This window comes from Rothia sp. HMSC071F11, from assembly GCF_001809115.1.
Taxonomy (GTDB): domain Bacteria; phylum Actinomycetota; class Actinomycetes; order Actinomycetales; family Micrococcaceae; genus Rothia; species Rothia dentocariosa.
Genome location: NZ_KV795760.1, coordinates 20362 through 21435, shown reverse-complemented (window position 1 = coordinate 21435; position 1074 = coordinate 20362). Strand labels below are relative to the sequence as shown.

Sequence of the window (1074 nt, the reverse complement as noted above, 5' to 3'; positions counted from 1 at the left end):
GGCGCATCGCCCGGCATGCCCTCACCTATCTGCTGGCGCGCCCACCCAGCCCGCACGCCGAGACCGATCAGGCTTCACCCGCTGCTTCGGCAGATGGCGAAAATCCCCGATTGTGGTCGAGTAAAGACCTAACGTTGGCGGTGCAGCAGGCCTGTGAAGAGGACATGTACGGGGACGAAAACCACGAGTTTCCCGTCGAGCACGAGCCCGACATCGTATCGCGTGCGCTGTCCTGCTTGCACGCCGAACTTTACGGTCTGGGTGCGCTTGAAACTCTCACACATATTCCCGGAATCACCGATATTTACGTGAATTCCCCGCAGGATGTGTGGGTTCAGGCGCACGGACAAACCCAACCGGTAACCCTCACTTTCGAGACCGAGGCGCAGGTACGCCAACTCGCCAACCGTCTCATTAGGGCGCACGGCGGCAGGCTCGATGCGGCGCATCCGGCAGACGACGTGCACGACGACTCCGGTCGGCGTATTCACGCGGTCATTCCGCCGCTGGTCGAGAACACACACCTGTCTATTCGTCTGCCCGCCCAAAGCTGTTTGACACTTACCGCGCTCCGCGAAAGCGGCATGTTTGATGCGGCGACCGAGCAAGCCTTGCGCACCATGATTGCGCGGCGGCAGAACTTTGTCGTCAGCGGGGGAACCGGTACCGGAAAAACCACGCTTCTCAACGCGCTTTTGGGCGAATGCGAAGCCTGGGAACGCCTCATGATCCTGGAAGATACCCCGGAACTGAGCCCGCAGCATCCGCATACGGTGAGCCTCAAAACCCGTGCCGCGAACGCCGAAGGCGCCGGAGAGATCACGTTGGGAGACCTGCTGGTGCAAGCTCTGCGTATGGCACCCGATCGGCTTATGGTGGGGGAGTGTCGCGGCTCTGAAATCCTGCACCTGCTTAACGCCATGAACACCGGGCACCAGGGCGCAGGCACAACGCTGCACGCGAATTCCGCGTTTGCTGTGCCGCATCGTCTTGCCGCGCTGGGTGCGCTCGCCAGCTTGGATGAACGCACCGTTGCCCTGCACGCTTCTACCGCATTTGACCGCATTATTCACC

1 protein-coding gene is annotated in these 1074 nt (G+C 61.5%); it reads left to right on the top strand.

Annotation, left to right across the window (positions count from 1 at the left end):
- Positions 1-1074 (top strand): TadA family conjugal transfer-associated ATPase (locus HMPREF2554_RS07690; protein WP_246826035.1); only part of this gene is annotated, 1074 nt, incomplete at both ends.